Source organism: Prevotella dentalis DSM 3688, assembly GCF_000242335.1.
GTDB classification, from domain to species: Bacteria; Bacteroidota; Bacteroidia; order Bacteroidales; family Bacteroidaceae; genus Prevotella; species Prevotella seregens.
The window spans coordinates 711,093-735,503 of sequence record NC_019960.1 but is presented as its reverse complement, the minus strand read 5'-3'; the positions used below and the strand labels follow the sequence as shown (position 1 = coordinate 735,503).

20 protein-coding genes are annotated in these 24,411 nt (G+C 54.7%); 6 read left to right on the top strand and 14 right to left on the bottom strand.

The features are described 5' to 3' along the window. Positions 1-13: 13 nt before the first annotated feature. The 10 genes from lysA to PREDE_RS02945 form a co-directional block, all read right to left on the bottom strand. Positions 14-1,171, bottom strand: coding sequence for a diaminopimelate decarboxylase (lysA, locus tag PREDE_RS02990; protein WP_005843460.1), 1,158 nt, complete (start codon positions 1,169-1,171; stop codon positions 14-16). A gap of 76 nt (positions 1,172-1,247) precedes the next feature. Further along, a complete protein-coding gene (locus PREDE_RS02985) occupies positions 1,248-2,564 on the bottom strand; it encodes an aspartate kinase (protein WP_005843462.1) in 1,317 nt (438 codons plus the stop codon). A 73-nt stretch (positions 2,565-2,637) separates the two neighbouring features. Beyond that, on the bottom strand, positions 2,638-3,351 hold the full coding sequence (locus PREDE_RS02980; protein WP_005843463.1) for a cell division ATP-binding protein FtsE: 714 nt from the start codon (positions 3,349-3,351) through the stop codon (positions 2,638-2,640). Between the two features lie 31 nt (positions 3,352-3,382). Beyond that, the gene (gene hisIE / locus PREDE_RS02975; RefSeq protein ID WP_005843464.1) at positions 3,383-4,021 is read right to left on the bottom strand and encodes a bifunctional phosphoribosyl-AMP cyclohydrolase/phosphoribosyl-ATP diphosphatase HisIE; all 639 of its coding nucleotides are present in this window, start codon (positions 4,019-4,021) and stop codon (positions 3,383-3,385) included. Between the two features lie 12 nt (positions 4,022-4,033). Beyond that, the gene (gene hisF, locus PREDE_RS02970; RefSeq protein ID WP_005843465.1) at positions 4,034-4,801 is read right to left on the bottom strand and encodes an imidazole glycerol phosphate synthase subunit HisF; all 768 of its coding nucleotides are present in this window, start codon (positions 4,799-4,801) and stop codon (positions 4,034-4,036) included. Further along, complete coding sequence (gene hisA / locus PREDE_RS02965; RefSeq protein ID WP_174264883.1) at positions 4,798-5,514, bottom strand: 1-(5-phosphoribosyl)-5-[(5-phosphoribosylamino)methylideneamino]imidazole-4-carboxamide isomerase; 717 nt, start codon at positions 5,512-5,514, stop codon at positions 4,798-4,800. The genes hisF and hisA overlap by 4 nt, the downstream gene beginning before the upstream one ends. 24 nt (positions 5,515-5,538) lie before the next feature. Then, on the bottom strand, positions 5,539-6,132 hold the full coding sequence (hisH, locus tag PREDE_RS02960; RefSeq protein WP_005843467.1) for an imidazole glycerol phosphate synthase subunit HisH: 594 nt from the start codon (positions 6,130-6,132) through the stop codon (positions 5,539-5,541). A 6-nt stretch (positions 6,133-6,138) separates the two neighbouring features. Next, the gene (gene purU, locus PREDE_RS02955; RefSeq protein WP_015298418.1) at positions 6,139-7,002 is read right to left on the bottom strand and encodes a formyltetrahydrofolate deformylase; all 864 of its coding nucleotides are present in this window, start codon (positions 7,000-7,002) and stop codon (positions 6,139-6,141) included. Between the two features lie 171 nt (positions 7,003-7,173). Beyond that, positions 7,174-7,695: an FHA domain-containing protein gene (locus tag PREDE_RS02950; RefSeq protein ID WP_005843470.1), complete on the bottom strand. Its 522-nt coding sequence runs from the start codon at positions 7,693-7,695 to the stop codon at positions 7,174-7,176. Between the two features lie 4 nt (positions 7,696-7,699). Further along, the gene (locus tag PREDE_RS02945; RefSeq protein WP_005843471.1) at positions 7,700-8,725 is read right to left on the bottom strand and encodes an HU domain-containing protein; all 1,026 of its coding nucleotides are present in this window, start codon (positions 8,723-8,725) and stop codon (positions 7,700-7,702) included. A gap of 202 nt (positions 8,726-8,927) precedes the next feature. On the opposite strand from PREDE_RS02945, the gene PREDE_RS02940 reads away from it, so the two are divergent. Continuing rightward, entirely contained in the window at positions 8,928-9,719 is a 792-nt protein-coding gene (locus PREDE_RS02940; protein ID WP_005843475.1) for a DUF4738 domain-containing protein, read from the top strand. 366 nt (positions 9,720-10,085) lie between these two features. Here the strand turns inward: PREDE_RS02940 and PREDE_RS02935 are convergent, their stop codons facing one another. From PREDE_RS02935 to PREDE_RS02920, 4 genes are all read right to left on the bottom strand, one after another. Then, positions 10,086-11,786, bottom strand: coding sequence for a putative transporter (locus PREDE_RS02935; RefSeq protein ID WP_005843477.1), 1,701 nt, complete (start codon positions 11,784-11,786; stop codon positions 10,086-10,088). A gap of 78 nt (positions 11,787-11,864) precedes the next feature. After that, on the bottom strand, positions 11,865-13,166 hold the full coding sequence (locus tag PREDE_RS02930; protein WP_005843480.1) for an NCS2 family permease: 1,302 nt from the start codon (positions 13,164-13,166) through the stop codon (positions 11,865-11,867). Positions 13,167-13,208: 42 nt separating this feature from the next. Next, positions 13,209-14,027, bottom strand: coding sequence for an NAD(+) diphosphatase (gene nudC / locus PREDE_RS02925; protein ID WP_005843482.1), 819 nt, complete (start codon positions 14,025-14,027; stop codon positions 13,209-13,211). Between the two features lie 43 nt (positions 14,028-14,070). After that, on the bottom strand, positions 14,071-15,756 hold the full coding sequence (locus tag PREDE_RS02920) for a bifunctional metallophosphatase/5'-nucleotidase (protein ID WP_235777462.1): 1,686 nt from the start codon (positions 15,754-15,756) through the stop codon (positions 14,071-14,073). Positions 15,757-16,027: 271 nt separating this feature from the next. Here PREDE_RS02920 and PREDE_RS02915 point away from each other — a divergent pair, with 271 nt between their 5' ends. From PREDE_RS02915 to PREDE_RS02890, 5 genes are all read left to right on the top strand, one after another. Then, positions 16,028-16,651, top strand: a complete 624-nt coding sequence (locus PREDE_RS02915; RefSeq protein WP_005843487.1) for a cytidylate kinase-like family protein — start codon at positions 16,028-16,030, stop codon at positions 16,649-16,651. Between the two features lie 505 nt (positions 16,652-17,156). Next, complete coding sequence (locus tag PREDE_RS02905) at positions 17,157-17,351, top strand: hypothetical protein (protein WP_005843489.1); 195 nt, start codon at positions 17,157-17,159, stop codon at positions 17,349-17,351. Between the two features lie 43 nt (positions 17,352-17,394). Then, positions 17,395-19,080: a hypothetical protein gene (locus tag PREDE_RS02900; RefSeq protein ID WP_005843491.1), complete on the top strand. Its 1,686-nt coding sequence runs from the start codon at positions 17,395-17,397 to the stop codon at positions 19,078-19,080. 490 nt (positions 19,081-19,570) lie between these two features. After that, on the top strand, positions 19,571-20,521 hold the full coding sequence (locus PREDE_RS02895) for a DUF6261 family protein (RefSeq protein ID WP_244879148.1): 951 nt from the start codon (positions 19,571-19,573) through the stop codon (positions 20,519-20,521). An 841-nt stretch (positions 20,522-21,362) separates the two neighbouring features. After that, a complete protein-coding gene (locus PREDE_RS02890; RefSeq protein ID WP_015298413.1) occupies positions 21,363-24,407 on the top strand; it encodes a SusC/RagA family TonB-linked outer membrane protein in 3,045 nt (1,014 codons plus the stop codon). Positions 24,408-24,411 lie beyond the last annotated feature (4 nt).

Genomic DNA, 24,411 nt, shown 5'->3' with positions numbered 1-24,411 from the left:
TTCTCAGGCCGCGTCAGAGGTCTTCCGAGAGGTATCCTTGCGGGAGTTTTCTGCAATTGTATTGGCTGGCCATGATTTCGCCGTAGGCTCCTGCCGATCGGATAGCCATGAGGTCGCCCCGCTGCGGCAGGTTCAGGTCGATGGCCTTGGCAAAGACATCGCTCGACTCGCAGATGGGGCCCACCACGTCATAAGTGCCGAGAGGCCCGTCGCCGGTGATGTTTTCTATCTTGTGGAAAGCCTGATAGAGGGCCGGACGAATGAGGTCTGTCATGCCGGCATCCACAATGACGAACTGCTTGTACGTGCCTTTTTTGATGTAAAGCACGCGTGTAATGAGCGAGCCCATCTGGGCCACCACCGCCCGCCCCAGCTCGAAATGGAGCCGTTGTCCCGGCCGCAGCTTGAGGTGGCGGCCGTAGGTATCAAAAAAATCCTTGAACTTGGGGATTGGTTCCCGGTTGGGATGGTCGTAGCTCACGCCCAGTCCGCCGCCCACGTTGATGTTTTCCACTTTCACATGATGCCGTTCCAGCATATCCTGCAACTCGTTGATGCGGTTGCATAGGGCCTCGAAGTCACCCATGTCAAGTATCTGACTTCCAATGTGGAAATGTAGACCGATAAAGTTAATGTGGACCATGGCCGCAGCAGCTTCTATGGCTGGTTCCATGTCACGCATGGTAATGCCGAACTTGTTTTCGGCAAGGCCGGTCGTAATGTTGGCGTGTGTGTGTGCTCCCACATCGGGATTGATGCGGAAGCACACGTTGGCCACTTTGTTCTTACGGGCGGCCAGCTCGTTGATGACCTCCAGTTCGGCCACACTCTCCACGTTGAAACAAGAAATGCCGGCCGTCAGTCCCAGGTTGATTTCCCAGTCGCTTTTGCCCACACCGGCGTAGACTATCCTTGAAGCGGGGAATCCCGCATCCAGACAAGCCTGTATCTCGCCACCGCTCACGCAGTCGGCCCCGAGCCCTGCCCGGCAGATAATGTCGAGCACTTTGGGATTTGCATTGGCTTTGACGGCGTAGTGCACCACAAAATTCTCGTGCTTTCCGGCCTCGTGCCTGATGGCATCGAGTGTCCGATGCAGGATGGACGTGTCGTAATAGTAGAACGGTGTCTGCACTTTCTGGAACTTGTCAGTGGGAAAATGACCTTTCATGGTTGCTGCAGTCGTGTCGTGTGTGTTGTAGAATGCGGTGTCGGGGAAAAGGCGGCCGGCCGTGCCGGCCCTCCCTTTATTTGAAAAGCGTGTCGCTCAGATTCTGTAAGGCACGCTTCTTGTCCGAAGCCTTGATGAGGAACGAGATGTTATAGTTGCTGCCGCCATAGCTAATCATGCGGACAGGAATGTCCTTCAGGGCATCCGTGGCCCAGGTCTCGAAGCCCAGATTGCTCCAATCCAGGTCGCCCACAACGCAGATGATGCACATGTCCGAATCAACGGTCACGGTGCCATATTTCTTCAGTTCATCCACGATTTCTGTCAGATGGGTGGCGTTGTCAATGCTCATGGAAACCCCAACTTCCGAGGTGGCAATCATGTCGATGGGGGTTTGGTAGCTCTCAAAAATCTCAAACACCTTGCGTAGGAAGCCTGTAGCAAGCAGCATGCGCGACGATTTGATCTTGATGGCCACGATATTGTCCTTGGCGGCTACAGCCTTAATCTTGCCCCGCACCAGCACATTGTCGATAATTGTACCGTCCGCCCGGGGATCCATCGTGTTTTTCAACCGCACGGGGATGCCGGCATATTTGGCGGGCTGCACGCAGGTGGGATGCAGAATCTTGGCTCCAAAGTAGGCCAGCTCTGCGGCTTCCTCAAAGTTCAGCTGACGAATGGCGTCCGTATGGTCCACTATGCGGGGGTCGTTGTTGTGCATGCCGTCGATGTCTGTCCAGATTTGAATTTCCTCGGCAGGCAGGGCGGCGCCGATGAGCGAAGCCGTATAGTCGGAGCCTCCGCGTTGCAGATTGTCCACCTCGCCATAGGCATTGCGACAGATGAAACCCTGTACGATGTAAATCTGATAGTCCGGATTGTTCTTCATGACCTCGCCCAGTTTCTCCCGAATGTACTGGGTGTCGGGCTCGCCGTTCTTGTCTGTGCGCATGAAGTCCAGTGCATTAAGCAACACGGCCTTGGTACCCGTCTCCTGAAGATAGTTCACAACCATGTTGGTCGATATGATTTCGCCCTGGGCTACAATGGCTTTTTCCTCGAAGCTGGTAAACAGATCTTTGGTGAAAGAGCGCAGATAATTGAACTCGTCAAGCAGAAATGCACGGGTCTTTTCCTTATATTCATCGGTCGAATAAAGCTCTGCAACATGGCCCAGATACTTCCTTTCCAGATTGTTGATGACTTCATTGGCCCCCTCCGGATTCTTTTTGTAGAGGTAATTGCTGATTTCTACAAGCGAGTTGGTGGTGCCACTCATGGCAGAGAGCACGACAATGGTGGGTTCTCCGGACTCGGTAATCAAGGAGGCGACGCTCTTCATGCGTTCTGGGCTTCCTACAGAAGTACCTCCAAATTTAAGTACTTTCATCTTATTGCATGTTTAATTTTAATATTCGCATGGGGTTGTAGCCGCATCATGCACGAGGCACCCGGCCGCGTGCTCAGTCTTTTTCGTCCTCGGAGAGGTCGATGCGGCTGTATTCGTGGGTCACATCATAAATGTGTCCGTCCTTGCATCGGTAGACGATGCCGGGGAAGCGGTCGAGCATGCCGATGTTGTGGGTCGACATGATAACGGTCGTACCCTGCGCCGTGATGTCCTTGAGCAGTCCCACGATGTTGTTGGCCGTCTCGGGATCAAGGTTTCCTGTAGGCTCGTCGGCTATAATCATCTTAGGCTGATTCAGCAGTGCACGCGCGATGGCAATGCGCTGCTGCTCGCCGCCCGAGAGCTCATGGGGCATGCTTTCTTTCTTTTCTGCCATGCCCACGGCGTTCAGCACGTCGTCAATGCGCTGGTCCATTTCTTTCTTGTCTTTCCATCCCGTGGCCTGCAATACGAAGCTAAGGTTCTTATAAACACTACGATCGTGCAGCAGTTGGAAGTCCTGAAAGATGATGCCCATCTCCTTTCTCAAGGCCGGAACATCCTTGCGACGCAGGGCTTTCAGGTCGCGTCCCAGCACCTCCGCTCTCTCTGTCTCGTCTTCTTCGAGGTCAAGTTCACAATAGAAAGTCTTGAGCAGGGAGCTCTTGCCCGAGCCAACCTTACCGATGATATAGATAAATTCGCCCTCGTCGGCATGGAAATCGACATCTTTCAATACAAGGTTGTTCTGCTGATATACATTTACTTTCTGATAGTCTATAAGCATAATTGATGGTGAATGATAGGTTGTTTTGTGGTTATTCTTTGCTCTTGGCCTCCCTGCGGGCCTTGTCCCAGTCAGGATTGTGGCGTTTGGCCAGCTCACGAGCCACGTCCTCGATGCGCAGTCCCTTGTCGGCCAGCAGCACAATAAGATGGTAAAGCATGTCCGAAGCCTCGTAAATCAGCTTCTCATTACTGCCGTTTGTAGCCTCGATGATGGTTTCGACGGCCTCTTCGCCCACCTTTTGAGCGATCTTGTTCACCCCTTTCTTAAAGAGGCTTGTGGTGTAGCTGCCCTCGGGCATATCCTTTCTCCGTTTGTCGATAAAGTCTTGAAGTTCAGACAAGAACTCCATGGGATTTAAGCGATTCTCCTCTCCCCAGCAGGTGTCTGTTCCCTTGTGACAGGTGGGGCCGCAGGGATGAGCCTTGACCAACAACGTGTCGTTGTCGCAGTCGTTCTGGATGCTCACGAGGCGAAGAAAGTTCCCCGAGGTCTCGCCCTTGGTCCAGAGGCAGTTTCGGCTCCGGCTCCAGAACGTCACTTTCCGGGTTTCAAGGGTCTTCTCGTAGGCCTCTTGATTCATGAATCCCAGCATCAACACGTTCTTGGTAACGGCATCCTGGACGATGGCGGGCACGAGTCCGTTCATTTTATGAAAGTCGATTTCCATATCTTTTCAGTTTTAAATTCTGACATTGATGCCCTCCTGGCGCAGGTAGGCCTTGAGTTCGAGTATCTCAATCTCGCCAAAATGGAACACGCTGGCGGCCAGGGCGGCATCGGCCTTGCCCTTGACAAAGGCATCTCGAAAATGTGCCATCGTGCCGGCGCCGCCGCTGGCAATCACGGGCACGGGCACTTCGTCGGACAGTCGGGCCAGCGCTTCGTTGGCAAAGCCCTGCTTCACGCCGTCGTGGTTCATGCTGGTGAAGAGTATTTCGCCCGCTCCACGGTCGGCCACTTCGCGGGCCCAGTCGAAGAGCGAAAGGGGCGTCCGCTCCCGTCCACCCTTGACATAGCAGTGCCATCCGTCCTCATCCAACCGCGCATCTATGGCACACACACAGACCTGAGAGCCAAATTTCCCGGCTATCCGGTCGATGAGCCGAGGGTTGCAGATGGCCGAAGAGTTCACGCTCACCTTGTCGGCTCCGGCGTAGAGCAACCGTTCCACATCCTCCAAGGCGTTGATGCCGCCGCCCACGGTGAAAGGAATGTTGATTTCCAGGGCCACACGGCTCACCATGTCGGCAAAGGTCTTGCGCCCCTCAACACTGGCCGTGATGTCGAGAAACACCAACTCGTCGGCCCCGGCGTCGCTGTAGGCCTTACCCAGCTCCACCGGATCGCCGGCGCTGCGCAGCCCCACGAAGTTGGTTCCTTTCACCGTTTCGCCGTTTTTCACGTCGAGACAGGGAATAATGCGTTTGGCCAATCCGTTCCTATTCATAGTCCCAGTGCATTCAAATTGATTTTATCCTCGTACCACGCCTTGCCGAAGACAACCGCCGGGATGCCCGCCCGGTCGAGATTCACAATGTCGGCGTTGCAGCTGATGCCGCCGCTGGCGATGAGGTGCAGCTGCGGATAGCGGGCCATGATTTGCCGATACAGGGCCGTGGCCGGGCCAGCCAGCGTGCCGTCTTTGGAAATGTCGGTGCACAGCACATTCTGCACGCCGGCCTCTACATACTTTTCGAGGAAAGGAAGCAGCTCCTCTGCCGAGTCCTCTTGCCAGCCGTTGATGCTCACCCTGCCGTTTCTCACGTCGGCTCCGAGAATCATGCGTTGCGCGCCGTAGCGGTCGAGCCATGAGACGAAGAGCTCCGGCCGAGTCACGGCAATGCTCCCGGCCGTCACCATGGCTGCTCCGGCCTCGAAGGCTTTCTCAATGTCGGCTTCGCTTTTGATGCCTCCACCGAAGTCCACCGTGAGCCGGGTGGCCGCGGTGATGGCACGCAACACACGCTCGTTGACGACGTGGCGCGACTTGGCCCCGTCGAGATCTACGACGTGCAGACGCTTAAAGCCCAGCTGCTCAAACTCCTGTGCCTGGGCAACCGGGTCTTCATTGTATATCTTTTGCTGCGCATAGTCCCCTTTGGTCAGGCGCACACATTTGCCGTCGATGAGGTCTATGGCCGGTATCTGTTCTATCTTCATCATACAGGAAAGTTCCGATGTCGTTTATTTCATGGAGAGGAAATTGTCCAACAGACGCTCGCCCACCTTGCCGCTCTTCTCCGGATGGAACTGGGTGGCCCAGAAATTGCCTTGGTGCATGGCCGCCGAGTAGGGTAGGATATAGTCGGCACGGGCTATGGTCTGTTCGCATACAGGCACATAATAACTGTGTACGAAGTAGACGAAATCCTGAGGTTTGATGCCCTTGAACAGGGGGCCGCGCGTGTTATAGAGAGCATTCCAGCCCATGGCTGGCACTTTCTCCTCGTGACATTCGGGACAGAAACGCTTCACCTCGACCGGGAACACGCCGATGCAGTCCACGTCGCCCTCCTCGGAGTGGCGGCAGAGTAGCTGCTGCCCCACACAGATGCCCAGCACGGGTTGGCGCAGCTCACGGATGAGCTGGTCCAGGCGATGCTCGTGCAGGTAGCCCATGGTGGTCTTGGCATTGCCCTGTCCAGGGAAGAGCACATGGTCGGCACGCTGCAGCCGTTCCGGGTCATCCGTGATCTCCGGTTCGATGCCCAGCCGCCTCAAAGCGTTGACCACCGAGAAGATATTGCCCGCATTGTATTTGACGATCGCTACCTCCATGTAGGCTTAACTGAAGATGATGGTCTTATTATTATAGGTGAGAATCTTGCGCTGGATGTGCTTGGTGACGGCACGCGACAGCACAATCTTCTCCAAATCCTTGCCTTTGAGCACCAGCGACTCGGGTGTATCCTTGTGCGACACACGCATCACGTCCTGCTCAATGATGGGGCCGGCATCGAGGTCGGCCGTTACATAGTGGCTCGTGGCACCGATAATCTTCACGCCGCGCTCCCATGCCTGGTGGTAGGGTCTGGCTCCGATGAAGGCAGGAAGGAAGGAGTGATGGATGTTGATGATGTGGTGCGGGTATTCTTTGATAAGGTCGTCGCTCACGATTTGCATGTAACGGGCCAGCACGATGAACGTCACTCGCTCTTTCTTCAGCAGCTCCATCTCGGCAGCTTCAACCTCGGCTTTGTTGCTGTGGTCTTTCTTGATGGACCACACGTGGTAGGGAATGTCGAACTGTTCAGCAATGTATCGCAGGTCCTCGTGGTTGCTCACGATGCAGGGAATGTCGACATTCCACTCGCCGGCTTTGTATCGGGCCAGCAGGTCGTAAAGGCAATGGCTCATCTTGCTCACGAAGATGGCCATGCGGGGACGCTCGTCATTAAAGTAGAGATTGAACGTCATCTGGTATCTCCGGCAGTACAAGGTCTCGACATATTCTTGTATCTTATCCCGCGGGATGAGAAATTTCTCCAGCTCCCACTCTATGCGCATGAAGAACATACCGTCTTCTCGATCCACGTATTGGTCCAAATAGACGATGTTTCCCTTGTTGTCTGTAATGAACTTGGTCACTTCCGAGATGATGCCCGGCTTGTCCGGGCAGTGTAAAAGCATAACAGCTGTTGGCTTCATTTGCATTCTTTTGTTAGATAAGACTGTGCAAATTTACACATTATCTTTCACAAATAGGCAATAATGAAAGAAAAAAGGTGGATATTGCTTGCAAGTTATAGCCGCAGCCCACCGTGCAATGCTTGTTCTGAAAGCGGCTGACGGCACCGGCAAGACAGTTTGCAAAGCGACTCAATCGGTGAGTTTGAGAATCACGGAAGTGGCTCCAATCGTGAAGAGGGCCCCGTCCTCGATGACGCGTGTCTCGCGATCGCCCAGGATTTCATTGTCTACAAAGGTGCCGGTATTGCTGGGACCGTCGCGCAACACGTATTTCAAGCGGCCCTTTTTGTCGCGGCTTACGTTCAGGATGCAGTGGGTCATGTCAACGCTTGGGTCGTTGGTTTCGATGGGACAATTGATGCCTGAGCCCTTCATGTAGCGGCCAATCACGTTGTCGCCCATTTGCAGCGGAATCAGCTGCTTGTAATGGAACACGTTCTCGATGACGAGAATGTAGCCCACTCCGTTGCTTTCTGCCGTCTCCTCGGCATTCTCTTCCTTTTGCGTCTTGCGCAGTTTGGAGGTGCCGATGCGGATGCCAAACTGCTTGTTGCAGCTGGGGCACACGAAGACAAGCGACTGGCCGACTTGGTATTTGGTCTCGTCAAAGGTGATAAAATTGTCACATTTGGGGCAGCGTACGCGTTTCATCGTCTTAGTTTTTCATGACCCAAGCCTCTGCAAACTCGGACTTCTTGTTGAGCATATAGAGCTGACGGTAAGCCTCTTGCCGGGTTGCATAATGTCCGTAGACCACCTTGGCCCCACGGGTTCTGACCATCATTTCGGCCCGGTCGTAGCCCCGGCGGTGCAGGTCGGCCACGTAGGCGGCCGCATTCCTGCGTGTCACGCGGCTGGCCAATACTATAGTATAAGGTGTGGCTGCCGAGTCGACAGTCGGGCCCACCGCCTGTTTGCCCATGGCGACCGGCACTTGACTCACGGCCTCCTTGACGGTTTCTTCGCCTGTGGTCACGTTCTTGGGCATGATGCGCAGCAGCAAGCCGGTGTCCACCTTGCTCTGCACCAGGACCGTATTGTTGTTCGACAGCGGAGCCGGAACCAGCAGGAACACCAGCAGGGCTATGCAGGCCACGGCCATATTGCGCCAGATGGCAATCTGCAGGGCATGCCGTCTGCCATCCTCCAAGGGCTCTTCTTCTTCAGATGTTTCGACCGTACTGACCATATCGGCGGCCTGTGCCGTGCGGACAGGCAGTTCAGTCAAGGCCGTTGCAGCGGCCAACTCGCTCTCCAACTGGGGCACACTCTTCAGCTCGAAGCTGTCGAGCCCGTAGAGTCCGGGGGTGAGCAGACCTGCCTCGCAGGGCTCAAACTCGTAGCTGCCACGCTCGCCCAGCCGCAATACACCAATGTCGGACAGCTCATAGCAGCCGTCATTCTCCAGATGCTGGCGCAGCTCGCGCACCTCGTCCTCTATGCGGGTCACGGCATCAGGGTAGCTAATGTCGTAGGCCTCCACATACGACTGCGCCAACAACGAGTCGTTCAGCGTGAGTTTAGGGTTGAATCCAATCGTGCGCAACGGCGGGAGGAACAGTCCGTCCGCCTCGTCTCTCCGCGCGTCAGCATAGTGCGCCATGAATCCTCCGAAGTCGGGGATGATGACGCAGTCGTTGCTGAGCAGCAGGATTTCTATGTGCCGATCCAATTCAATCATACTCGTGCAAAGGTAATAAAAAGCAAGAGAAAGGCCAAGTGTTTGCCGGTGAAAAATCCTCGAAGAAAAAATAATCCTGCCGTTTGTGCCCCGTTTCAGATTAAATAATTAACTTTGCTGGCAATAGTTGGAAGTGGCGGATGGGCCGCGAACCGCTTGCCGGGTTACCAGGTCGTCTGTCCGACTATGCATAAAACATGATATGAAGAGGTTATACATTGTTTTGGTGGCTTTCGTGACGGTGTTGAGCTCGTGCCGCGACCGTTCCGCACGCACACAGCCCCCCGCTGAAGACCGCAACGCCAAGCAGATGCTGCAAGGTGTTTGGGTGGACGAAGACGTGCAGGATGTGGCTTTCCAGGCCAAAGGCGACACCATTTTCTATCCCGACTCCACCAGTCAGCCGGTATATTTCCAGATATTCAAGGACACACTGGTGCTGCATGGAGCCAACGATGTGAAGTACCCCATCCTGCGTCAGACACGCCATCTTTTCGTGTTTCGCAACCAGAATGGCGACGAGGTGAGGCTGGTGCTCAGCGACAATCCCGACGACAAGATGTTCTTCTCGGGCAAGTGTCCGATGGCGCTCAACCAGAACCGGCTCATCAAGCGCGACACGGTGGTGAGCTTCGGCAGGGAAAAATACCACTGCTACGTGCAGGTGAACCCCACGACCTACAAGGTGGTGAAGACCTCTTATAACGACGATGGCGTGGCCGTGGACAATATTTACCACGACAATATCATCAATCTGAACGTTTATCACGGCTCTGTCAAGCTCTTTGCGGGCGACTTCCGCAAGCAGCAGTTTGCGGGCAAGGTGCCCCGGGAAGCACTGAGCCAGTCCATCCTCAGCGACCTCACACTCCGCTCTGTCGATGAATCGGGCATTCATTATGTGGCTTCACTGATGATTCCCGACAGCATGAGCAGCTTCGAGGTGATGGTCACCGTGGGATTCGACGGCCGCATGAGCATGCGCGTTTTCTGACAGTCGCGCACATGGGCCTTGCCCGTGGCTCTATGGCCACGGACTCCTTGTTCGGTATTTCTTGTATTTTCTCTTTAGTTTTACGCCGTAAACGCCTCACGTTTACGGCGTAATGTCTCTGCGTTTAAGCCGTTTTGATGCTGCGTTTGCGCCGCTTTCGTTTTAAGGTTACGCCGTTCTCATTTTAAGAATACGGAAAACTTCTTAGACCACGACACACTCTACAGCACGAGTTACCTCGAACATGACGTGCAATGTACTGGTCATGTTGATTTTGATTTTAAAGTATTGGGAAAACAAAAAAAGGCGGCTCCGACAACCGTAACAAGAACAACGGGGTTGTCGGAGCCGCCCTTGGGGCTTTGTTTATCCTCCGCAGAAGAAGAGGACAACGATTTGGGCTGTGAAGATGCGCAGGAACATGCTCAACGGGTACACAGTGGAGTAGCCCACGGCCGGGGCATCCTTGGTGCAGCTGGCGTTGGCATAGGCCAGTGCGGGCGGGTCGGTGTAGGTGCCAGCAATCATGCCCATGATGGTGAAATAGTTGAACTTGTACTTCAAACGGGCAATGGTACCCATGATGAGGATGGGGATAATGGTGATGAGGAAGCCCGTGTAGACATACTTGAGGCCGTCGCCCGCCACGACCGTCTGCCAGAATCCGGCGCCGGCCTTGATGCCGACGCTGGCCAAAAACAGCACAAGGCCTATCTCGCGAAGCATCATGTTAGCCGAGGTGGTGGTGTAGGTCACCAGCTTGAGACGGTAGCCGAAGCGGCCGATGAGGATGGCAATGATGAGCGGGCCGCCGGCAATGCCCAGCTTCAACGGCACGGGCATGCCCGGAATGGCAAGGGGAATGCTACCGAAGAGGATGCCGATGACGATGCCTATGAAGATGGTGGCGATGTTGGGAGCGTTGAGACGCTTCACCGAATTGCCCATCATGTCGGCCACGCGGTTCACATTCTCTTCGTGGCCCACGACCATGATGCGGTCGCCCACCTGGAAATGGTGGTTGCGACTGGCAAAAAGATCCATACCTTGACGGGAGATGCGCGTCACGTTGACCCCATAGACACTGGAGAAGTGCATCTTGCCGAGGGTCTTTCCGTTCATCTGAGGATTGGTGACGACGATGCGACGCGAAACCATGGGCTGCCTCTCCATGTTGCCGCGGTCGTCCCATGCCACGTCTATCTCCGGGCCGATGAAAGCCTTGATGGCCTCGGCGTCGGCCTCGGCACTCACGATAAGCACCTCGTCGCCGACGTTGAACACCGTGTCGCGGGTGGGAATGCTGAGCGCGCCCTCGTGGTTGATGCGGGTGCACACCATGTCGCGGTTGAGAAATTCCGAGATTTGCAGCAGCGTTCGGTTGGCAATATAGGCATTGGTCACCCTGAGCGTCATGACGTGCGGCTTGGCGTGCGGGTTCTCTGCCTCGGCTTCCGAGAGCTTTTCCTCCTCTTCCTGGAGGCGCGTCTTGGTGATGTAACGGATGGCGATGGTCGCCCCGATGATGCCCAGCACACCCAGCGGATAGGCGCAGGCATAGCCGTTGGCAATCTGTGGAGCGTCTCCATTGCTGAATACGGCCCCCAAAGCCTCGTTGGCCGCACCCAGTCCCGGCGTGTTGGTAACGGCTCCATAGAGGGTGCCCACCATCATCGGCAGGTTGATGGGATTGCTCGTGTCGAAGAAGATGTAGTAGCAAGCAAACATGACGAGCACGTTGAGCAGAATGGTGACCGTGGAAAGCAGGTTGAGCGTAACGCCTCCCTTGCGGAAGCTCTCGAAGAAACCGGGGCCCACCTGCAGGCCAATACAGAACACAAAGAGAATCAACCCAAAGTCCTGCATGAATGTCAGGGTGGGCGTGGGGGCCGTGAAGCCTACGTGTCCGGCCAGAATGCCGGCAAAAAGCACAAAGGTGACGCCAAGCGAGATGCCGCCAATCTTGATCTTGCCCAGCAGTACACCGACAGAGATGACAAGGGCATAGAGCAGCGCAATGTGCGCCACGGAGTCTTGGGTCGTGAAAAGTTTAATTAACCAATCCATGTGAAAATTTAGTGAATTTGACTGCAAAAATACGAAGATTAACGCAGATGGCAAAGCCCGAAAGCCTAAATTGTGACGCTATGCAAACACAAAGTTCAGGACAAAGAGCACCGAAAGCACGACAAGCGTCCAGTTGAGCTCGGACCACTTGCCGATGCAGAGCTTCAGAATGACGTAACTGAGAATGCCCAGGCAGATGCCGTCGGCGATGCTGTAACAGAGCACCATGGTTATCATCGTAATGAAAGCAGGGAACGCTTCGGCCACATTGCTCAGATTAATCTTCTTCATGGAGTCGAGCATCAGCACGCCCACCAGCACCAATGCACCCGATGTGGCCGGACTTGGAATGAGCAGGAAAACGGGGGAGAGCAGCAGGGAGAAGATGAACAACAGGCCCACGACGAAGCTCGTCACGCCCGTGCGACCGCCCTCGGCTATGCCCGAGGCGCTCTCCACATAGGTGGTGATGGTGCTGGAACCCAGCATGGCTCCGCAGGTGGTGCCGATGGCATCGCTCATCATCGCCTCCTTGACGTGAGGAATGGTGCCGTCGGCCTTGACCACACCCGTCTTTTGGGCCAGCCCGACGAGGGTGCCCACGGTGTCGAAGATGTTGACGATGAGCAGGGAAATGACTACAAGCAGTGTGTTGGTGTTGAGGAGGCTGGCGAAATCGAACTGGCAGAAGATGGGGGCAAGGCTATGGGGAACCGAGACGGGGAACCAATGCTCCGGTATGCGGGTGACGCCCATGGGAATACCAATGACTGCCGTGGCGATGATGGCGTAGAAAAGGGCACCCTTTACCCGGCGGGCCATGAGGATGCCGCTAAGCATGATGGCGATGATGCCAAGGATGGAGGTGGGCGTGAACTCACCGAGACCGACGAACGTGCCCTCCTTGGGGACGATGATTTCGGCATTCTTCAGTCCGATGAAGGCAATGAACATGCCGATGCCACCCGAAATGGCGTAGCGCAAATTCTCAGGAATGGAGTCGAGAATCATCTCTCGAATGTTGAAGAAAGTAATCAGTAGGAAGATGAGTCCCTCAATAAACATGATGGCCAGAGACTGTTGCCAGGTGTAGTGCATGGCTTGACAGAGGGTGTAGGCAAAGAAGGCGTTGAGACCCATACTCGGTGCTTGGGCAAACGGCAGCTTGGCCATAAAAGCCAGCAACAGCGTGGAGATGGCAGCTGCCAGCGCGGTGGCGGTGAAGAGGGCGCCCTTGTCCATGCCGGTGCTGGCCAGGATGGTGGGGTTGACGGCAAGCACATAGCTCATCGTGAGAAACGTGGTGGCTCCGGCAACAAGCTCTGTGCGGAGTCGGTTTGAGGCGGGATTGAATCCTAATGCTTTCTCAAAGAATTTCATAACACTATATAAAATTGAACGAATGGATAATCAGGTGTATGGTCAGTCCTGGTCGGACACGACATGGTGCTGGGCCAGCCAGGCATCAATGAGCCGGCGGGCTATGGACAGTTTTTGCGGGATGCGCGGCAGTTGGTCATAGCGAAACCAGTTGCCCTTGGAGAGCTCGGACTTCTGCAGATGGATGTCGCCCGCCACATAGTCGGCATTGAAGCCCACCATCAGGCCGCATGGGTAGGGCCATGGCTGCGAGCCGAAATAGCGGAGGTTGCTTATCGTGACACCCGTCTCCTCCATGACCTCGCGTGCCACGGCTTCCTCGAGGGTCTCTCCGGTTTCGACAAATCCGGCAACGAGCCCGTAGAAGTCGGACTTGAAGTTGCGGGCATGCACCAGCAGCACCTCGTCACCGCGATGGATAAGCACGATGACGGCCGTGGCCAGTTGCGGCCACACTTCCTTGCCACACTGGGTGCACTTCTTGGAAATATTGGTGGACATGCGCATGGGGGAGCCGCAAACCCCGCAGAAACGGGTGTTGCGATCCCAGTAGAGCAGTTCCTGACACTTGCCGGCCTTGAGGTACAAGGGGCGGGGCAGGTGGAAGAACGATTCGCGGAGCCCCATGAACGTATAGCCGTGGCGGGCCAGCGCAGGGTCGGTCACCGTGAGCTGTTGCGGATCGTCAATGCTGAAAGTCCTTACTTCGGTGCCGTCGGACATGGGGGTAATGTCCATCACGTGGGTCCATGGCTGGATGCCGACGGGTGGTTCCTCGGCACAAGGTATGGTGAAAGCTCCGTCGGCCTGTTTCTCCAACAGCAGGTCGGTTTTACAAAATACGAAATAAAACCTGCGCATGTTAACGTCTTGTTTCTTAAAAGAATGATGAATGCGGAAGAAGTTATCGGTCGAACAGAAGACAGCGGTCGCGCTCGGCTGCCGGCCGTACCCAGCTCTCGGGCACGAAACGCCAGTTGTGGTTGGGCTTGGGATCCATCACTCCGGCCCTTTCGATCTCCTGCATCAGGTAGTGGCGCTGGTCCTTGTCCGACCGCCACACGATGCGGCTTTCCAGGCTGTCTTGTGGAATCCCGGCACCTCGGGTGAGCAGCTCGCCGCCGCCGTTGCCTCGGTAGCTGTTCACGGCCACGCGGTACCAGGCATCCTCATGGAAAGGCGCACCGTTGCTCATGCGGAGAATGTGCACTTTCTGCCCATCGGGGCGCGTAACGTTGACCTCGTAATCAATGCCGGCTGCCGCATCAAAGTTGAAAGAGAAATTCTTGAATCCCATGCGCTGGGCATCGCCCTGTGTGGTGGAGTCGAGCAACAGGAGGTGGTCTTCCGGGCGCTTCATGGTGTTGACCCATTGGTCGTAGCTCATTTCCAGATGCTTGCGGATCTCGCGGCCGGTGAGCCGCATCACGTAGAGCTGATTCTCAAATTTGTAAAGGCTGAACATGTCGCTTACGCGGACGGAGCCCTGCCGGATGCTGTCATTAAAGGAGAGGGGCGCATTGAACGAGACGTCGGCCCCAGTGATTTTCAGCTGCAGGTTGAGCACCAAATCGTTGAAGGCTGAGTTGCCGAAATAGCTGTCGCGCGTGTAGATGGAGTGCTTGAATTCTCCTATCCGGCGGTCGACGTAGCGGTTCACTTTGTCGGTGAAATATTTGAAGTGGGTGGTGAAAACGGTGTCGATGGGTTCGTGGGTTACGTCGTGGAGCGTGCCCCGGCATTGGGTGATTTGCCAACGGCCCCCTTGCCGGGTGAGCGAGAGGGTAGCCTCCGCCACGGCCATGGCGTTGTTGGCCGGGTTGAGACAAAGCACCTGACGGCCCTCGGCGTTGGTCACGTAGTCGTTGTAGCGGGTATGGTCGTGCCCGAACAGCACCACATCGAAGCCCGGTACTTCCCGGGCCACTTTCAGGGAGGCATCCTCCATGTAGTCGGGCGTGGTGATGCCGCCCTCACGTCCCGAGTGAAACAGACCGACAACCACGTCGGCTTTCTCTTGCTCGCGCAGCACCTTGACCCATCGGCGGGCCGAAGCAGTCATTTCCTCAAAGCGCAGCCCGCTCCACAGCGGCTTGGCCAGCCAGTTGGGAATGGCAGGGGTAAGCATGCCGAGCACCCCGATTCTGACCCCGTTGCGTACGAGGACGGTATAGGGCTTGACATAGGGCCGGCCCGTGGCGGTGGAGACAATGTTAGCGCCCAGAACGGGGCACGTGAGCTCGTTGAACCATTTGTCGTAGACCCGGTGCCCGGGCTCTATGTCGTGGTTGCCTACACCCTGGGCGTCGTAATGCAGATAGTTCACCACGTCGGATGCGATGTTTCGCTCCAGCGTGTCAATGTAGTTGGAGTAGTAGGAGACCGGCTGCCCCTGAAGAATGTCGCCGTTCTCGAGCAGTATCAGTCGGTCGCCATAGCCGGCCCTGAGCCGGTTGACATAGCTGCTGACGCGGGCCAGGGAGCCCGGTCTGGGTTTGCGTGCAATGAAATCGTAGGGGAAAAAAGCACCGTGCACGTCGGTGGTCTCAATAATCTTCAGTTCGATCGTCTTGTCTTTTGCTTCTGCCATATTCGCGTGTAGCAAGGTCATTGCCAACAGGCAACACAAGAGTGTTGGTTTCATGTTGAGTTCTGTTTTTTGATTTATTGCCTGAAACAGCCGTGCAAAGGTAATGGTTTTCACTGGAAATCGCAGGATTTCCTTGCAATATATGAGCAGACTCGTGTGACAAAAACCGTTTTTCGGCAGATTTAACACTCGTAGACTTGCAGCTATTGCCGAAAAAACCTATATTTGTGAGTGACATATAAAAGATGTGGCTTACTTAAAACCAACGACTATGAACTTACATGAAAATTTTGTGATTACCATCAACCGCCAGTTTGGAACCGGCGGTCATGAGATTGGTATGGAGCTGGCCCGGCGGCTTGGTGTGAAGATGATAGACAAACAGATTCTGCGGGCCGTGGCCGAAAAGTTCCATCTGACGGAGCAGGAGGCAGAACTGCTGGAGACCCAACGCCCTTCGTGGTGGGAGGATTTCACCATGTTCTATCAAGGCTTCATCAAAGTGAACGAGTATGTAGTGAACCCACGCGACATCACATCGCGCCAGCTCTTCTACGCCCAGGCCCGCGCCATGAAAGAAATTGCGGCCAAGGAGTCGTGTGTGGTGATAGGGCGGTGTGGTTTCGACGTGTTCAAAGAGCATCCAAACCGGCAGAGCATCTTCCTCCATGCCCCGCTCGATGTGCGGTTGAACCGCATCATGAAGAAATATCATGTGGATGAAAGAAAGGCCCGCGTCATGATCGAGGACAACGACTACACGCGTGAGCTCTATACCAAGCTCTATACCGGCACCGAACGCTACGATGCCCGCAACTACGACCTGACGCTGGATGTGTCGGCATTTGGCGTGAATGGCGCGGCAGACTTCCTGATGGGCTATATCGGCGCCTGAATCCTAAATGCCCCGGCCTTTGGCCGGGGCTCTATATTGAACGGTGCGGACGGGGATGCACACCGCACGTTTCCCTATATATATAAACTGCGGTTATGGTTTTGATTCTGTCCCTTTTCTCTCTTTTATCCTTTTACTTTTTACTCTTTTTTCTTGCTTGTTTCCCAAACATTCACTACCTTTGCACCGCATTTGTCACAAAACATGTACACCATTAAGAGATACAACAGAGCTGAAGAGGCGCAGGGAATCGCAAAATTTCCTGCAAATTTTTCGTCGAATTGTTTGGTAGTTCCAAATAATTTGCTACTCTCTCTCTCTCTCTCTCTCAAGCCACTGGCGTAACCTCTCTCTAAAACATACACGCGTACGCGCGCGAGGTGAACCGCGCGCAACCCCAATAGGCAAAGGAATCCCCGGAGTTTCCCTTGCCCAACTTTTCGTGCCCTTTAGTCAAGTACAAATAAAAGGATTTTATTTACTTTTTATATAAACATAACAGCAAATGAAAAAAGAAATCAAGCCGGTCAGGCAAATGACCGTAGCCGGAAAGCGGACTTATCTTCGTCCGATGTGTGAATGTTTCCAAGTGGAAGAAAACGAATTTATCTGTACCTCTGTTTATCCACAAGCTCCGCAGTCTGAGGAAGAAGAGTGGGATCAGGATGAAGAAGTGCCTGGAGGCGAGTGGGAACTGTAGTCTATGGCGTCCACTACAAGTATGAACGACAACTCTCAAAGCAATGAATAAAAGATTTCTAAGATTGGCCCTGACTGTTTTGACCGGTCTGCTGCTGACCGCCTGTGGAAACGACAGTCAGCCCGATGCCCCTGTGAAAGAGGAGAAGCAAAGTGCAGCCACATTTTCGATAAACATAGCCTCGTACAATGATGAGGAGGAAATCACCCGTTCCTCCAAACTTGAGGAGACGCAGAGGCAGGCTATCGACTTGGGCAACGGACTCGAAGCTGAACTGAGTATTGAACGAGACACGATGCAGAGCAACACGCATGCAGCTCAGACACGCGCTGCCATGCCCAACCAGCACTACACCATCTATGCCATGCAGGGAGGCAGCCGCGTGGGCGATGTGCTGAAAGGTACAGTGAGCGGCAGCGGCACAAGCCAACACTTCACGCCCGATGCCGGCTACAAAGACAGACTGCTTCTTCCGGCAGGAACCTACACCTTTGTCTGCTACAACGACAAAGTGTCCGATGACGGCACACGCCTCTCCGTGACTCGCGCCAACGCAGGGACGGCTCTTATCGGCACCACGACGGCCACCATCAGTGGTGTGCGCTACAATGTTCATTTCGTCATGAAGCATCAAGCGGCTCGCGTGCGTGTGAAGATGATGACCTATTGGCCCATCCAGAACATCAAGGGTAGCTTACAAGGTAACAACGTCAACGAGCTAGCCACCTATCAGGCCGACCCCACGGCCACGCCCACCTATTCCGCCCCCGCCACATTCAACGAGGCACTGACCTATCCTGACGATTTGGTAGAAGAACCCTATGGTACAGGAGAAAACGGCAGGGAATATGGCAGGTATTATTCAGAAACGCAGAACTATCAATATGTCCTGCCCAATACCAATGCCAACCAGCTCTCGCTGAAGTTTACTTCCGGTGAGCTCTACCGTGATCCCCAACACCACAGCAAGTCGCTGGTGGGCTACCTGCACAACATTACCACCTCGAAGCCTCTGCTGGCCAATGGCAGCTATGTGCTCCGGGTCGACATCTACTACAAAGCCAATTATTTGTTTGAAGACGGCGTTGTCCGCACCTACGTCAACCGTGGTACGCATACCCCTATCGCTGCCGTCTTGAAAGATAATGATGGAACAGCCCATTCCGGTACAGCCATCGCACTGCTCATTGCAGCAGAACAAAACTGGTCCACCACCTATCCGCAACAGGACACTCCCACGATGACCACCAATTTTACCACCCATGCAGCCGCCATGGACGGGGAGTCGCAGACGTGGAGCAATTTCTACACTCCAGATGGCACGATAAAGGCCCTTAGCACCAAATATCCTGCGTTCTACTATGGAGCCAACTTGTTCGATTCGCGTGACGCCACAGGCCAGATGACCACGCGTCTGGGAGCTAATCTTAGTCGATGGTATATTCCCTCCTTTGGCGAGTGGAAATTGGCGGCCCACGTGCTGGGCTATCTTGACCTGAGCAATGTCAACGACTGGGGCGATTACACCAATGGCTGGGACTATCAGATGTACAAGGTTTTCTTTCTCCAAGCCGGCGGACAATATTTCCCGGTCAATTATTCCTGGGCTACGGCAGAAACGACAGACTCTTATGCCGGCTGGGCTGCCAATACGGAGACTCAAGGATTTAGATTTGGTTGGACGGGCAAGTTTAACACGCTGTTCATCCATCCATTCATCCATTTTTAAGCATCCTACACCCTTCTGCTGTCATTTCTATAACGGCAGCAGGAGCTTTCTCTATTCAAGAAAAGATGGCTTTGCGGATACACAGAGCGTGTGTCCCTACGTCAACACCCGTTTTCCAACATTGGGAAGACCGGAAAATAAGAAAAAACGGTCGTCCCAATGCTGGGAAAACGTAAAAAAGAGAGAAACAGCGTTTCCCAATGTTAGGAAGATCTAAAACCGACGAAAAACGGCTTTCTGCAGCTGATAAAACGTTGAACCGACGAAAAAACGGCCGTCAGCAGTTGATGAAACGATGAACCGACAAAAAAACGGCTGTCAGCAGCTGATGAAACACAGAACCGACAAAAAAACGGCCGTCAGCAGCTGATGAAACACAGAACCGACAAAAAAACGGCCGTCAGCAGCTGATGAAACACAGAACCGACGAAAAGATGGCTGTCAACAGCTGATGAAAGACCAAAAAACCCAAATCTTTTAAACTTGAACGATGATGGAATTGAGAAATGTAAGAAAAGGACAGCTCCAGCACATGGAGCACTATCAGTTTGCCGACCGCGTGCTCACGCTCTGTAAGGAGGCGAAGACCGAGAAGCTCACCGCCGTGCTCGGGCCCCTCGAGACTGCCGTGGCCGAGGAGGACAAGGCCCTGAACCAGCCCCGCACGGAGCCCAACACGCAGAAGATGCGCGAGGCCGACGAGCGGCGCGACAGGTCGTACCAAGCCCTGCGGCTCGCCGTGGCCCTACACCTGCACAGCACGGACGCGGCCACGCTGGCCGCCGCCGAGGCCGTGAACCGCGTGATGGAGGCCTACCCCAACGTCACGGCATCGAACTACGACAAGGAGACGGGGCTCATCCGCAACCTCGTGGCCGACCTGGGCACGGACGACGTGGCACAGCACGTGACGAAGATCGACGCCGACCTGTACGTGAACCGGCTGGAGATGGACAACACGGTGTTCGACAAGCTCTTCCACGCGCAGCTCAAGACGGGCGTGACGGCCGGCGCGTTCGACGTGAAGCAGCTGCGGGCCGCGACGGACCGTGCGCTGTCGGCCGTGCTGCGCCGCGTCGAGGCGCTGGACGAGCTGGAGCCCTCGGCACCCATCGCCTCGCTCATCACGCAGTACAACAACTTAGTGGACAACCGCCGCACGCTCTTGGCCCACCGCGCGGGCACGTCGCAGACGGCGCGCGACCGCCGGCGTGCCGAGCACGAGGCGCATCTGCGGCCGGGTTTCGCCGCGCTGGAGCAGCAACTGGGGCTTGCGGCCGGCAGCCTGTCGTTCACGGGCAAGACGGAGGGAACGGGCGCGAAGCGGCACTACGAGCTTGCCGTGGCGGGTCAGACCACGCCCGACGGCCAGCCCAAGACCATCTGGGTGGGGCAGAACAAGAACGGCTCCCTCTTTGTGTACGAGAAGGTCGAGGGGTGAAGCGCGTCGCATTCAAAAGACAACAACGTGTCGCATGGATTCAAAAGACAACGACATATCGCATGGGTTCAAAAGACAACGACAAACAACAACAAACAACGCTGCGCCACGCTATAAATGTTGTTACCCGTTGTTTTCAGTTGTCTTTAACCCACCAATGACAGTTGTATGAACGGAAACGCACGGGGTGCCGGCCATCCCTTTACGCAGACAAAGTAACTACAATACACCTCTATATTGTGTTTTTATAATATCTCTTTTTGCGCGGACTGTGTCGTGAGACACGGCCCGCGATTCTTTTAGACAGAACAACAGAAAGGACATGTAGCTGCGCGGTAGGGTTTTAGACATAACTACATATTTGAACATATAGCTGCGCGATGAAAAAGGACACCCAGATGCCATGCATGGTATTTTCTCACAGATTGCACAGATTTCTCAGATGCTGCGCGATGAATGCGCGTGCGAGGTTGATGTAGGGGCCGGCCTCCGTGCCGCCCCGCACGCCAAAAACCATACTGAACTCCTGTGCCATTCCTCCGCGCAGCCATATGTTCAATATGTAGTTCTGTCTAAAATCCTACTGCGCAGCTATATGTTCAAATATGTTGTTCTGTCTAAAAACCCAACGTGCAACTGTTTGTCCTTTCTGTAGTTCTGTCTAAAAATAACGCGGTGTGTCTCACCGACAACGAGCCTTTTTCTACGTTTATGGCAAAAAACATGTCTAAAATGTTTTGTTTTTCATTAATAATGCTTACATTTGCTGGCATTATAGCGACTACCTAAGACAAAGAGGACAAGAGAATATATCATATATTAAACCAAAAAGCAAACATTTATGTATCCAACAATCAAAAGAACCTCTATGGCACTGTGCCTCGGTTTGTTCTGCACGACGGCCTTTGCGCAGCAGAAACAAATCAGCGGCGTGGTCAAGGATGCTTCCGGCGAGCCGATGATTGGCGTAACGGTTATGGCCGACGGCCGTGTCGCTGCAGTGACCGATCTGGACGGAAATTTCACCGTGAAAGACGTAAAGCCCTCTACGCGTCTCACCGTCAGTTATGTGGGCTATCGTGAACAGAGCGTCACCGTGGGCAACCAGGCTTCGTTCGACATTACGATGGCGGTGGACAATCAGCAACTCGACGAAGTGGTGGTGGTGGGCTATGGCACGATGAAGAAGAAAGATCTCACCGGCGCGGTGGCCAGTGTGCGGGCCAGCGACCTGGCTCAGGTGGCGGCTCCCAATGCGCTGCAGGCCATGCAGGCCAAGGTGCCGGGTGTGGATTTGCAGCAGAAAGACGGTCAGGCCGGTGGCGGCATCAGCATGAACCTGCGCGGCAACCGCTCGCTGCTGGCCAGCAATTCGCCGCTGATTCTGGTCGATGGCGTGGAGTATGGCTCCACGCTCGACATTCCTGCCAGCGACATTGAGTCGATGGACATTCTGAAAGACGCTGCCTCGACGGCCATCTACGGTACGAAAGGCGCCAACGGCGTTATCATCATCACCACCAAGCGCGGCAAGGCGGGCCGCACGTCGGTGAGTTTCAACGGTTATGTGAGCTTCAACAGTGCCACGGGCATCACCAAGCCGATGTATGGCGACAAGGAGGTGCAGCGGCTTGTAGACGCCCGCGACTACAAGAAGATGCTGCAGGGCGGCGACTGGACAGCTGCGCAGCGCACGACGACGGTCACCGATGTGCTCGGATTGAAACTGGACGACGGCACGCTGACCGAAGACATTTACAAGGACAAGAGCTATACCGACTGGCTCGACATGATTCTGCAGAACAGTGTGTCGCAGAACTACGAGGTGTCGGTGCAGGGCGGCGGCGAAAAGACGAACTTCAACATCTCGCTGGCCGACATGATAGACAAGGGACTCATGCAGGGTGACGAATTCCACCGCTACACCGGCCGGGCCAATGTGGACCACCACATCAACAAGATTGTCAAGGTGGGCGCCAGCCTCTCCTATGTCTACAAGAGCAACGACAAGCGCAACGGCGGTGTGTACAACCAGGCCCAGAAGATGACCACCATCACGCACGCCTACCTGACAGACGGCCGTATCAATGCCCAGCCCAACCCGTGGTACGCCGCCCACTGCTCGCCCCTCTTGGACGAGAACGGCAACTATCAGCGCAACATTGAGACCTCGCGCTTCTTTGGCAGTGCCTATGCCGAGATAACGCCTGTGAAGAATCTGGTGTTGAGATCGCAGTTCACGCTTGACCGCACGACCTGGCGCGACGGCCTTTACCAAGACTACCAGAGCCAGGGACGCTACCAGGCTCCCACTACGACCTATATCAAGAACGAACGCCAGACCAGTACCAAGTACGTATGGCAGAATACAGCCAACTACAACTTGTCGCTCAATGCACAGCACGACTTCACTTTCATGCTTGGTCATGAGATGACGCAGAAAGTCACGGAGGGCAGCAACATCTACGGTTCTGCCGGTGCGGAGCATTATTATCAGAGCACGTTCTATGACGTAAGCAAGATCATCAAAGCCGACGGGACGTCTTCCTATGTGAAAAGCAACATGGTGTCGTTCTTCGGCCGTGTGAACTACTCCTACCTCTCGCGTTACCTGCTTCAGGCATCGCTCCGCACCGACGGTTCCTCCGTGCTGGCCAAGGGCCACAAGTGGGGCTATTTCCCGTCTGTGAGTGCGGGCTGGCGCATGTCGGACGAAGCCTTCATGCAGGGCACCAAATCGTGGCTCGACAACCTGAAGCTGCGTGCATCGTGGGGGCTCTCGGGCAATGCCGCCATTGATGAATACCAGACACTGGCCGCCATCACCTCCATTGTTCCCAATTCTACCGACAAGGCACCGATGACGATGGCCAACAGCGACCTGACATGGGAAAAGACCTCAGCCCTCGATTTCGGTCTTGACTTCTCGTTCCTGGACAGCCGCATCTACGGAAGCGTAGACTTCTATTCAAGCCATACCTACGATTTGCTCTATTATAAGATAGCACCGATGTCGTCGGTATTCACCAGCCAAATCAACAATGTGGGCAAGACCCGCGGCCATGGTTGGGAGATAGCCTTGGGCGGTGTGCCTGTGCAGAACAAGAATTTCCGTTGGGACATCAACGCCACGGCAACTTTCGCGCGTGACTATGTGGACGAATTGACGGCCGGCATTAGCCAGTATGTCGATGGCATCAACCTACTCAAGGTAGACGAGCCGGTATCGGCCTACTACACCTATGAAGTGGACAAGTGCTGGAAAGTGGGCGAGTTCGACACCTATGTGGAGCAAAACTATACCAGCCAAGGCAAAACCTTTACCAAGCCTTATTCGGATTATGGTTCGCCCGGTACGCCAAAGGTGATCGACCAAAACGGTGACGGCGTGATCGATGACAACGACAAGAAAGTCTACAACCGCTCTCCCAAGGCTATTCTGGGTTTGAACACATCGTTCAATTACAAGGACTTCTCGCTGAGCATCCAGACCATGGCCCGCTTGGGTGGCTACATGTCGTATGCCGCTTACGGTCTTTACACCTATGATGGATCCAACTGGGGCGACCTCGACTACTGGACACCCGAGAACACCGGCGCGCTGATTCCGTCTCCCGGTGCCGACAGCAAGGGTTCAGGCCCGGCTTACAAGAATGCCATTGAGATGCAAAAGGCCGACTATTTCAAGATTAAAGACATTACCTTGGCCTATCAGCTGCCCAAGTCGGTGCTGCGCAAATGTTTGATGAGCAATGCCCGTATCTATTGCTCCATGAAGAATTTCTTCACGTTCAGCCATTTCAACGACTACGACCCGGAGCGTGGCGGTGCCATCAGTTTCCCCTTGCAGAAGCAGGTGATCGTCGGGCTTAATGTTACATTCTAAAAAG

What these genes read in the sequence shown, in the direction of transcription:
- hisA (WP_174264883.1), bottom strand. Translation starts at nt 5,514, where the DNA reads ATGAAGATAGAACAGATACCGGCCATAGACCTCATCGACGGCAAATGT.
- nudC (WP_005843482.1), bottom strand. Translation starts at nt 14,027, where the DNA reads ATGCGCAGGTTTTATTTCGTATTTTGTAAAACCGACCTGCTGTTGGAG.
- purU (WP_015298418.1), bottom strand. Translation starts at nt 7,002, where the DNA reads ATGAAGCCAACAGCTGTTATGCTTTTACACTGCCCGGACAAGCCGGGC.
- PREDE_RS02950 (WP_005843470.1), bottom strand. Translation starts at nt 7,695, where the DNA reads ATGAAACGCGTACGCTGCCCCAAATGTGACAATTTTATCACCTTTGAC.
- PREDE_RS02920 (WP_235777462.1), bottom strand. Translation starts at nt 15,756, where the DNA reads ATGGCAGAAGCAAAAGACAAGACGATCGAACTGAAGATTATTGAGACC.
- PREDE_RS02935 (WP_005843477.1), bottom strand. Translation starts at nt 11,786, where the DNA reads ATGGATTGGTTAATTAAACTTTTCACGACCCAAGACTCCGTGGCGCAC.
- lysA (WP_005843460.1), bottom strand. Translation starts at nt 1,171, where the DNA reads ATGAAAGGTCATTTTCCCACTGACAAGTTCCAGAAAGTGCAGACACCG.
- hisIE (WP_005843464.1), bottom strand. Translation starts at nt 4,021, where the DNA reads ATGGAAATCGACTTTCATAAAATGAACGGACTCGTGCCCGCCATCGTC.
- PREDE_RS02890 (WP_015298413.1), top strand. Translation starts at nt 21,363, where the DNA reads ATGTATCCAACAATCAAAAGAACCTCTATGGCACTGTGCCTCGGTTTG.
- PREDE_RS02985 (WP_005843462.1), bottom strand. Translation starts at nt 2,564, where the DNA reads ATGAAAGTACTTAAATTTGGAGGTACTTCTGTAGGAAGCCCAGAACGC.
- PREDE_RS02940 (WP_005843475.1), top strand. Translation starts at nt 8,928, where the DNA reads ATGAAGAGGTTATACATTGTTTTGGTGGCTTTCGTGACGGTGTTGAGC.
- hisF (WP_005843465.1), bottom strand. Translation starts at nt 4,801, where the DNA reads ATGAATAGGAACGGATTGGCCAAACGCATTATTCCCTGTCTCGACGTG.
- PREDE_RS02895 (WP_244879148.1), top strand. Translation starts at nt 19,571, where the DNA reads ATGATGGAATTGAGAAATGTAAGAAAAGGACAGCTCCAGCACATGGAG.
- PREDE_RS02900 (WP_005843491.1), top strand. Translation starts at nt 17,395, where the DNA reads ATGAATAAAAGATTTCTAAGATTGGCCCTGACTGTTTTGACCGGTCTG.
- hisH (WP_005843467.1), bottom strand. Translation starts at nt 6,132, where the DNA reads ATGGAGGTAGCGATCGTCAAATACAATGCGGGCAATATCTTCTCGGTG.
- PREDE_RS02905 (WP_005843489.1), top strand. Translation starts at nt 17,157, where the DNA reads ATGAAAAAAGAAATCAAGCCGGTCAGGCAAATGACCGTAGCCGGAAAG.
- PREDE_RS02980 (WP_005843463.1), bottom strand. Translation starts at nt 3,351, where the DNA reads ATGCTTATAGACTATCAGAAAGTAAATGTATATCAGCAGAACAACCTT.
- PREDE_RS02945 (WP_005843471.1), bottom strand. Translation starts at nt 8,725, where the DNA reads ATGATTGAATTGGATCGGCACATAGAAATCCTGCTGCTCAGCAACGAC.
- PREDE_RS02930 (WP_005843480.1), bottom strand. Translation starts at nt 13,166, where the DNA reads ATGAAATTCTTTGAGAAAGCATTAGGATTCAATCCCGCCTCAAACCGA.
- PREDE_RS02915 (WP_005843487.1), top strand. Translation starts at nt 16,028, where the DNA reads ATGAACTTACATGAAAATTTTGTGATTACCATCAACCGCCAGTTTGGA.